Genomic DNA, 7,117 nt, shown 5'->3' with positions numbered 1-7,117 from the left:
CGCGGGACACTTTTTTTTATAAGACCCGGACCCCCCCCGGGCCCCCCGGCGCCCCCGCGGGCCAAACCCGCCCGCCGGGGGGGCCTCAGAGGTGTGCTCGCGTCACACGCCGAGGATCCTGATCGACGGGTGGATCGCCGTGTTCAGATACAGCTTCTCCTTCTTGTGCTCCTGCTCCAGCTCCATCACGAGCCGGTAGCGGTGCACGCCGGGCCTGGCGTTGCTCAGGACCGTGCCCGCCCAGTAGTAGTAGACCGGCGTGAACGGGTCACGCATGCGGTCCGGCATGCCGTAGATCTTCAGCTCGGTGAAGATCTTCCGCTCGGCCACGTCCTCCTCGTCGCCCAGTTCGGTGTCGAGGAAGGTGATGTTGTTGATCTTCGGCATGGGGGGCCAGGTGCCGTCCGTGCGCTTCTCCATGTCGAGCGGGCGCACGATCCAGTTCAGGACCTGCCCCTGCTTGCAGACCGTCTGCAGGGACGAGGTGCCCTGCCCCCTGCCGCCGATGCTGTTGTCCATCATGTAGATCGCGTCACTCAGGGAGCCCGTCTCCGTCGCCCGCTCCATGTTGATGAGCGTGACGATGTTGAGCTGTACCGAGTTCAGCTGTCCGGGGTTCTGCTTCTGCTGCACGCTGCTGGTCAACGCTCCTCCTTCGCGTACGCCGCCATGTCGGGCCCTAGCCGACGAGGGACGACGACAGGGTCGTGGCGATCGGTTCGTCCCTCGTGCCCAGCTTGAACTTGAGCTGGTAGGACACGTCTGCCGCGTCCTTCTTCAGCGTCCCGATCCAGTACGTGACGTCCGTGCCCGGATAGACCTTGCGCTCCGGCTCGCAGATGTCGCTGTCGATCACGACGTCGTCGATGGCGACATACGCCTCGCACTCCAACGCCAGCGCGTTCCAGAGGAGTTGGTCCCCCTTCTTCGCGCGCGTGCGCAGCTGCTCGGTGCCGAATCCGGCGGATCCGGCTGCCTTGTTCGTGTCGTACATGTACAGGTGGCCGCGCATGTTGCCGGCCGCAAGCGCGCCCACGCAGTCCACGACGGCGGTGATGGAGATGGGCCGCTTCGCGGTGCTCTCCCGCTGCCTCGGCTTGGTGGTCATCTGCTCCTCCTTCTTGCTGGCCTCTCGCTGAAGCCTTGGTGAAGTCCTTGCCGGGTCAGGGGGTGGAGCGGGTGCCGGACCCCGGAGGGATGGGCAGCATGCCCATGCCCGCCTTGGTGAAGGCGTTGCGCCGGGGCTCCGAGGTGATCTTGAGGGTCGAGGGGCAGGTCAGATCGACCGCCTCCCAGCGCAGCTCGCCGTTGAGGCCCACCAGCTTGTGCAGCTGGATCCGCATCACGTACGAGTACGTGCCGGGACGCGAGGTGTCGACCGTCGCCGACCAGTACCAGCCGTCCGTGACCAGGTCCGGGGAGCCGTACTCCGCCGGATACATGATCTTCGAGTCGACCGCCTCGCCGTAGATGTCGGTGATCACCGGCGCCGGGTAGGTGTATGCGGCCGTGCTGTCCTCGGTGACGATCTGGCCCGTGACGTCCAGGATCTTCTGCCCGGACATCCGGCCCTTGGTGCGCCGCGTGGTCTTGACGCGGGTGCCGACCGTCTTGCGGATCTGGCTCAGCTGCTCGGCCTGGTCGGTGCCGGCGACCGACGACTTGGTCGCCAGGTCCTGCAGGTCGGCAAGCGCCTTCTCGTCGCTCTGCCGCGCCCGGTCCGCCTCGTAGCCGCGGGGCACGGTCGGCGGGATCGAACCGAGGCTGTAGGGCAGCCAGTTGAGGACCTGCTCGCTGGCCTGCGAGCCGTCCCGCCAGTACGAGCCGTTGATCGCGGTGACCAGCTCGCCGGTTCCCTGGTTCTCGGAACCCTGCAGCTTCATGTTGTCGAACAGGTAGGTGTTGCCGTCCAGTGACTCGGACTCCAGCGCGTTGCCGACGTCCACGAGCACGATGATCGCCAATTGTTGGGGCATGATTCCGCCTTCGTCGTCGTTCCCGGCCTGTGCCGTCGCCGTGCGGCTGCTACTGACACATCAACGCGGGTGTATCGATGTGCATGACGCTGTTGCTGCCCTCGTACATCTGGAGCTCGAGGCGGTACCGGTAGGCCACACCGGGCGTCAGCCAGCTGGGCACGATGCCCGTCCAGACGTCGAGGTCGAGCTTGTCGCCCTCGCTGGAGTGCTCGCCCGCCGATGCCTCGCCGGGCACCTGTACCGGCGGCTGCGCCGGGGCGGCGGACTGGTCCGCGGGGACGAACGAGATGTTCTTGATCTCGACCGGCGTCTGCAGGTCCACGGCGAGCGCCGACCACGAGACGACCTGGCCGGGCTTGACGACGGTGCACAGGTCCGGCGTTCCCTGATGGGCGCTGTTGTGCGCGCCGTCGTCGATCATGCACAGGTTGCCGTCGAGCAGCGTGCTGGCCGACAGAGCCCCGATGACATCCACCACCGCGACGATGTTCACTTGCGGTTTCATCCTCACTCCTCCTGTTCTCGCACTGCTGGTTGCTAGCCGCGGTCCCGCACCAGGGGGACCTTGCCGACCGCCGTTCGCTCGATCTCGGCCGAGAGCCTGGGCACGAACTTGAGCTGGAAGCTGTAACCGGTCTTCTCGATCGACGCGGGGTTCGCCTCGCCGTGGTTGAACAGCGAGAGCGAGCGCGGCAGGGCGTTCACGAACACCTGCTGGACCCCGTAGGGGCCGAGCGTCGTGTCCGTCCGGTACGTCATGCCGAGTACGTCGTCGACCGAGACGAACAGCGTGATGGTCTTGCCCTCGCGGTTGTTCACGAACTGCACCTCGTGCGCCACCGCGTCCAGGTCCACCGCCTCGACCGCCTTCAGCTCGTCGCGCAGCGAGCCATAGGCCCGCGCGGCCGAGTACTGGCTGTCGTTGATGTGCAGCACATCGCCGGTCCGGCCCGCGAACTCGAACCGCTGGGTCTTCAGGCCGGGACCCTCGGTCCTGGGCCGCCGGATCATCCGGTCGCCCAGCTTCAGGCGAAGGAGCGGTGCTTCGTGCGCGTGCAGCCGGGTGACGACGAGCTCGCCCTCCTCGCCCTCCGCGACCCAGCGCCCGTTCTCATCGACGATCTCGATGAAGTGCAGGCCCGGCACCGCGGACAAGTACGGCGACGCGGCGTCGAGCTGCAGCCCGACGGTCTCCGCCTGGGTGGCGGCGAAGTAGCTGAGGATCGACAGGTTCGGGTACAGCGCCTGCAGCTCGACCCGCTTGCGCTGCGAGAGCACCCCGCTGCCGTACAGGGCGACACGGAAGCTCTCCCTGGACTCCTGGCGCATGCCCGCGCCCAGCTCGCTCAGGATGCCGATGCCGGCGGAGATCCCCATCAGCGCCTTGGGGCCCTTGTACGAGAACATGTGCTCAAGCACGGGGGCCGTCACGGGCCCCGCGCCGACGTAGTTGACGCCCGGCACGTGCTGGAGGACGCCGCCCACCATGGTGCCGCTGCTCCACATCTGGTAGTCGGCCAGCGTGGTGAACAGCCACTTGGGGTCGCTGCCGCGCAGGTGCTCGGCCAGCTGGTAGGCGCCCATGAAGCGCCCGGCGATCTCGTAGGTGTCCTTCAACTCCCGCAGCGCGTAGACGACTTCGAGCGGGCTGCCGCCGCTGGTGCCGCCGCTGGCCACGATCTCGAACTCGCCGCGGGTGAGCGGGACGACCATGCCGGGCCGCGACTCCATGAAGAAGTCACGCTGTACGTCCTTGTCGGACAGCGGGATGCGCTGCCACGCCTCGTACGAATCGGGGGCCTGGAGGGTGCCCGCGCCGCGCAGCCGGTCGCGCCAGAGCGGGTTCAGCAGCACCGTGTTCACCATCTGCTGCAGACGGCGCAGGACGAGCGCTTCCTGGACCTCGTGCGAGACCTCGCTGTACGGCGCCTGGCAGACGCGCTCGCATTCCTGGAGTTTGCTCGCGAACGAGGGAAGTACGGTTACCGCTTCCACCGATTCGGGCCGTAACTCCCAGTCGGGGATCAGCCAATGGGCCAGTTCGGTTGCGCCGCCGGGTGCGGTGGCGGTCGGTGGAACATGTGTGGCCTGTGGAGCGTGCGATGTACTCAACATCCATCCCCTCTAAGCTGTTTCTGTTCCCGGTTCACGCTCAAGGATTTCCTGTCCCGTCGCCTTGATCTCGGAGATCAGCATCCGGAAGTGCCCGTCGGTGACCTGATGGTTCATCATGACCACGCGCAGTGCGGCCACCCCATCGATGTTCACCTTGGAGATGAAGAAGTTTCCCCGGAGTTTGACGCGATTTCGGATGGCGATCTGAAGGCGGTGCACATCCTCCTTCCTGATGTCTGCCGGGTGATATCGGAAGCACAGGATGTTCGCCTCAGGACGGTGCAGCGTCTCGAAGTCGGGATCGGCCCGCAGGATTCCGTGGGCCTCCTCCGTCAACCGGCAGAGATAATCGATCTTCTCCGCGAAAAGCGCCGGTCCGTACATGGCCCAGAGCGTCCACAAGGTCATGATCATAGGGCGCTTCGTGCACTCGAAGTTCTTGCCGCCGCTGTCGTAAGCCGTGTATATGTCCGGCTCCTCGTCGAACACATAGCTGGCCTTCTGCCGGAACGCGGTGCGGCTGGTCTCCTTGTCCCGGTAGAAGAGCATCGTGCAGGGCGCGGGCACAAACATCATTTTGTGCGCGTCCCAGGTCAGGGAATCCGCACGCTCGATTCCCCGCAGCCTTTCGCGGAGCGTGTCCGACACGAGAAGGCTCGCCCCGTGTGCCCCGTCGACATGCAGCCAGAGATTGAATTCCCGGGCCAGTTCCGCCAGTTCGTCGATCGGGTCGAAGGCCCCGACCGACGTACTGCCTGCCGACGCGACCAGGCAGAACACCTTCAGGTTCTGCCGCTCGGCCGCCGCGAGGGCCGGACGTGCGTCGGCCACCGAGATCTGCCCCTGCGGGTTCAGCGGAAGCCGCACGAGCTGCGCCTCGCCGATGCCCATCACGCCGGCCGCGCGAGCGACGCTGTAGTGCACGTCCGCGCCCACCGCGATGGCGGGCCTCGGCTGGCCGCGCACGGCGGAGCCGCCGTGCGCCCAGAATCCGGGCAGCTTCTGGTTCCGGGCCGCGAGCAGCGCGGTGAGATTGGCCAGCGACCCCCCTGACGTGGTCACCATGGTGAATCGAGCCGGGTCGTAGCCGATGAACCGGTTCAGCTCGTCGGCCATGATCCGCTCGACCACGTTGGGCAGCTGGGCCGCCTCGTAGAACGACGCCGGCTGGTTGATCACCGAGCTCACGAAGTCGATGACACCCGCGAGCGGTACGACGCCCGAGAACTGCCGGCCCATGTATCCGGGCGAGTGCACCTGGATGCCGGTCCTGATGTACAGGTCGATGATCCCTGCCAGCTTCTCCTCGTCGAACGCCGCGACGCTCTCGCGCTCCGTCGTCATCAGGCCCCTCGCCGCCTGCGAGAGCAGCGCCGGATCCGTCAGTTCGAGGCCCCTGATGGAGAGATCGGAGAGGTGCTTCTCCAGCTTCGCAAGGGCGGTTTCGGAAGTCTCCCGGAACAGTTGGGCGTCAAACGCTTCGAGCAGTAATCCGCTCCCTTCGGAAGCGGGATTGTTCGGCCGAGATTCCGTCACGAGGGTCTCCTTCAGAAAGTCCCTGTGTTGCCCGACATGACCGTGTGGGGCGTACGCAACCTGCGCAGATTCCAGAGTTTTTGAGCATGCCGACGGGAAAAGGACTTCGATGCCGATGCGGCGGCCTCGGCTGATCAAGCCGGGCAGCGACATCCTTTCCGGCAGCCCGCGTTCAGCGGTGACCGCACGGAACTTCCCCCTCGAAGGAACGGCCTTCTGTGTTACAGAGCGGCGCGGACCCCCCGGTTCTCGCGCCACTCCCGCCCGATCGGCGTCTCCCCCCTCATGCCCCTCATGCCACTCGTGGTTCCCCCCACGTGGAGCAACCGTAGGGCCATATGTTTCGGATCGGTGACTCTTTCAATGGTCTGTCTGAAAACTGTGCGCGTCGTCTGATGTCCTTTCAATTGCTCTTGGCCACAACTGTGTTCACAGGTACCCCACATGTCATGGGGCGTCCTCCATTTTGAGACAAGTGGCCGAACGCCGTGATCCGGTGTGCGTGACACGTTTCCCAGGGCGGGCAAGGGGTGGCGCTTCGATTCGGCGGACGGAACAGGCCAAGGGCGAATGATTTTTGCCATTGTCATGTGACGGTCGGGTTGACCGAACTTCCGAGACGGGGAGCGTCTCATTCTGGGTGGGTGAAATCCTGGCCACGCCAAATCTGCTTACCAATTCAACCGGCCGGTGCTCATGGTTCGCAGCGGGCTCCGAGCCGTCTTGGACGCGACACCGGCGGCACACCGGTCGCGATCAACGGGATACGTCCGATCGCGATCAACGGGATACCGTGCACTGTGGGAATTGCCGATGCCTTGAGGAGTACGTCATGACCCTTCTGACGACCTGGCCGGAGTCCGGCCCCGACACCGTGGTACGCCGCACCACCGACCCCGTGGAGATAGCCGCCGTGCTCGCGCCCGCAGGGGTCCGCTACGAGCAGTGGCCGCTGCGCGCCGAGGTGCCCGAAGACGCCGATTCCGAGACGGTGTTCGCCGGCTACCGCGCCGAGATCGACGAGCTGACGGCGGCGGAGGGCTTCGCCACCGTCGACGTCGTCGGCCTGCGCCCCAGCGAGGACCTGGGACAGCGGCTGCAGGCGAAAGCGGCCCGCAAGAAGTTTCTCAGTGAGCACACGCACGACGATGACGACGAGGTGCGGTTCTTTGTGGCGGGCGCGGGGGCCTTCTACCTGCACATCGGCAGCGAGGTGCACGCGGTGCTGTGCGAGGCGGGCGATCTGCTCGGCGTGCCGCGCGGCACCAAGCACTGGTTCGACATGGGGGCCGCGCCGTCGTTCTCCGTCATCCGCTTCTTCCACGAGGAGGACGGCTGGATCGGCAACTTCACCGGCAGCGACATCGCGCTGAGCTTCCCCGACTTCGACGAACTCATCGCGGGGCGCGTGGCGTTGTGAACGCAGGACCGCCGGTCACCGCACGCGGCTGTCGGGGGGGCTGGGGCGTGGGCCGGGACCGGAAGTA

7 protein-coding genes are annotated in these 7,117 nt (G+C 66.1%); 1 reads left to right on the top strand and 6 read right to left on the bottom strand.

All coding sequences use genetic code 11. From position 1 onward, the window contains the following. Positions 1-102: 102 nt before the first annotated feature. From ACFWY6_RS34320 to ACFWY6_RS34295, 6 genes are all read right to left on the bottom strand, one after another. Positions 103-645 (bottom strand): hypothetical protein, encoded by a 543-nt coding sequence (locus ACFWY6_RS34320; protein ID WP_384698946.1) that lies wholly within the window; start codon positions 643-645, stop codon positions 103-105. A 34-nt stretch (positions 646-679) separates the two neighbouring features. Then, on the bottom strand, positions 680-1,108 hold the full coding sequence (locus ACFWY6_RS34315) for a hypothetical protein (RefSeq protein ID WP_384698944.1): 429 nt from the start codon (positions 1,106-1,108) through the stop codon (positions 680-682). 55 nt (positions 1,109-1,163) lie between these two features. Then, the gene (locus ACFWY6_RS34310; RefSeq protein WP_384698941.1) at positions 1,164-1,976 is read right to left on the bottom strand and encodes a hypothetical protein; all 813 of its coding nucleotides are present in this window, start codon (positions 1,974-1,976) and stop codon (positions 1,164-1,166) included. A 49-nt stretch (positions 1,977-2,025) separates the two neighbouring features. Next, complete coding sequence (locus tag ACFWY6_RS34305) at positions 2,026-2,484, bottom strand: hypothetical protein (protein WP_384698938.1); 459 nt, start codon at positions 2,482-2,484, stop codon at positions 2,026-2,028. A 32-nt stretch (positions 2,485-2,516) separates the two neighbouring features. Continuing rightward, complete coding sequence (locus ACFWY6_RS34300) at positions 2,517-3,974, bottom strand: hypothetical protein (protein ID WP_384698936.1); 1,458 nt, start codon at positions 3,972-3,974, stop codon at positions 2,517-2,519. A 129-nt stretch (positions 3,975-4,103) separates the two neighbouring features. Further along, on the bottom strand, positions 4,104-5,783 hold the full coding sequence (locus tag ACFWY6_RS34295; protein WP_384698933.1) for a pyridoxal phosphate-dependent decarboxylase family protein: 1,680 nt from the start codon (positions 5,781-5,783) through the stop codon (positions 4,104-4,106). Between the two features lie 679 nt (positions 5,784-6,462). On the opposite strand from ACFWY6_RS34295, the gene ACFWY6_RS34290 reads away from it, so the two are divergent. Next, positions 6,463-7,050 (top strand): acireductone dioxygenase, encoded by a 588-nt coding sequence (locus tag ACFWY6_RS34290; protein WP_384698930.1) that lies wholly within the window; start codon positions 6,463-6,465, stop codon positions 7,048-7,050. Positions 7,051-7,117 lie beyond the last annotated feature (67 nt).

Origin of the sequence: Streptomyces sp. NPDC059037, assembly GCF_042740015.1 — a bacterium.
In the GTDB taxonomy this organism is placed as follows: domain Bacteria; phylum Actinomycetota; class Actinomycetes; order Streptomycetales; family Streptomycetaceae; genus Streptomyces.
The sequence above is the reverse complement of the archived record's forward strand: the minus strand, read 5'-3'. Positions and strand labels throughout refer to the sequence as shown.

Bases quoted from the DNA above. Each gene is read 5' to 3' on its own strand.
- ACFWY6_RS34315 (WP_384698944.1), bottom strand. From the start codon at position 1,108: ATGACCACCAAGCCGAGGCAGCGGGAGAGCACCGCGAAGCGGCCCATC.
- ACFWY6_RS34310 (WP_384698941.1), bottom strand. From the start codon at position 1,976: ATGCCCCAACAATTGGCGATCATCGTGCTCGTGGACGTCGGCAACGCG.
- ACFWY6_RS34305 (WP_384698938.1), bottom strand. From the start codon at position 2,484: ATGAAACCGCAAGTGAACATCGTCGCGGTGGTGGATGTCATCGGGGCT.
- ACFWY6_RS34295 (WP_384698933.1), bottom strand. From the start codon at position 5,783: ATGTCGCTGCCCGGCTTGATCAGCCGAGGCCGCCGCATCGGCATCGAA.
- ACFWY6_RS34290 (WP_384698930.1), top strand. From the start codon at position 6,463: ATGACCCTTCTGACGACCTGGCCGGAGTCCGGCCCCGACACCGTGGTA.